Source organism: Trichlorobacter sp. (assembly GCF_030247655.1).
Taxonomy (GTDB): Bacteria; Desulfobacterota; Desulfuromonadia; order Geobacterales; family Pseudopelobacteraceae; genus Trichlorobacter.
Window position 1 is genome coordinate 1 of record NZ_JAOTRZ010000336.1, and the last position, 1968, is coordinate 1968.

At 55.8% G+C, this 1968-nt stretch carries 2 protein-coding genes and 1 riboswitch; both genes read right to left on the reverse strand.

Annotation, left to right across the window (positions count from 1 at the left end):
- The coding region (locus OEL57_RS16410; protein WP_300741983.1) for a TonB-dependent receptor at positions 1 to 772 on the reverse strand (772 nt) is incomplete at its 3' end.
- A gap of 15 nt (positions 773 to 787) precedes the next feature.
- Positions 788 to 980, reverse strand: a riboswitch (cobalamin riboswitch).
- 270 nt (positions 981 to 1250) lie between these two features.
- A partial coding sequence (locus tag OEL57_RS16415) for an adenosylcobinamide amidohydrolase (RefSeq protein ID WP_300741985.1) occupies positions 1251 to 1968 on the reverse strand: 718 nt, incomplete at its 5' end.

Consider the following 1968-nt stretch of genomic DNA (forward strand, 5'->3'; position numbering starts at 1 on the left):
CACCGCCGTTGTCAACCGAGGTACGTGAACGGTCATAACGCAGGGTCAAGTCGATCTCTGAATTGGTGGTGGGCGTAATGCCCAGCCGTCCGGCCACGGCACTGTTCTGATAGCCGTCCCGCTCTTCGTTACCATACCGCTCAGCTGCTGCAGAGATACCGCCGGTATCCAGCCGGGAGACGGTCAACGAGTACTGCAGCAGGTCATTGCCGCCATTGATACCGGCGCTTTCCCGGGCCGTTGCAAAAGAACCGCCCTCTGCAGACAGGAAGCCTTTCAGTTTGCCATCACCCCGTTTGGTGATGATGTTGATCACGCCGCCAATGGCATGGGAACCGTAGAGGGTACTCTGGGGACCGCGCAGCACCTCGATCCGTTCGATATTGTCGGTGGTGAGGTTTGAAAAGTTGTAGCCACCGCCGGTGGAAGAGGGGTCATTCATCTGAATCCCGTCAATCAACACCAGGGTATGTTCCGACTTCGCGCCCCGCATGAATACGGCTGTACCACCGCCAAAACTGCCGGTACGGATCAGATCCAGTCCCGGCACCATCCGCAGCGCATCGGCCACGGTTCGTTTCTGTTGCTGTTCAATCTCCTTGGCGGTGACCACCGTGATGGAGCTGCCCACCTGTTCAATCGGCACCTCGTCACGGGTGGCGGTAACCACTACCTCGCCCAACTGCGCGGTCTTTTCCTCTGCCACTGCAGAACCACAGACCGCCAATACCAGCCCCAACGCTACTGCATACTTCTGTCTACTCCGTTTCATCTACTGCTACCTCCCTCGGGTTATTCAGATGGAGCGGTCTTCCGGCTTAGGACAGCCTACTTGTCCACCTTCCCAGGTTTCCCCAGTGGTTTTTCGCCTTGCGGCGACGGACGTTCGTTTCCTTCACGGCTGCGGGGCAGCGGGGGAGTTTAACCCCTCTTCCTCATCTCCATCTGTGGTGAAAAATACTAAGTATGTTTGAACTATTAACAGCTTAACGCAGAGGTGCAGAGATACAGAGAAAGGCAAAAGCGACAAGGGGCAGTTGAAACAAAATAATCCTAAAACAATTTTCACCGCAGAGGACGCAGAGGAAAACAGAGAAAATCATCAATATAATGCAGTTTTTCTGGTTTGATGGCTTAATTCTTTACAACTTATGTTTCTCTCTGCGAACCTCTGAGCCCTCTGTGGTGAACGGTTTTATAGGATTTTTTCTCTGTGTCTCTGCCCCTCATGCCTCTCTGCGTTAAGTTTTTTACTTCAGTTTTAATCCGTTCTGCTTTTCCAGCGCCTCCAGCACTGCCTGGTGCACCGCCTTGGCGATCAGATCGCCGATCCGGCTATGGCCACCGGTGTAGGTGACCTTAGGTCCGGTGGTGCCGCTTACCACAATCACGCTGTCAGTACCGGTGCCGGTGGCCTGCACCCCTTTGGTGTAGCTGCTGGGAACTTTCAGATCTTCCAGCGCTGCGGTCTTGGCCTCGGTAATAGTGACCACGGCCCGGGCCAGGGCTCCATCAGTCAGCCGCGCATTGGTCAGTACGATGATGTTGATGGTACCGACTGGCGGGTCGGACGGTTCAATGTTGGTCCCTTCATCCGTTCCGGCCCGCAGGGCATTGCTTTTGGCTCCGGCAGTAACCAGCGCGGTGACGGTAAAAGGGCCAAACTGTCTGGTCACTACAGCCAGGTTGTCCATATCGGCTGCCGTGCCCACCAGGGTCAGGTCAGCAGGTTGCAGCCCCAGCTTGCTGGCGATCATCCCTTTGCGTTGCTGCTCATAGGTCTTGCCACCACACTGCAGCTTGGTGGCAAGCTCAACGGCCAGTTTTTTCCAGAGCAGGGGATGGGCGGCATGGTTGATTGCCCCCAGGCCGTTGATGATGCCATCGCTGGTGGAGAGCAGGTGACGCCGCTCATTCAGGCGTACAATCAGGCTCTTTTCCCAGAGGCCGTCTTGCTCGGTCTTTAGT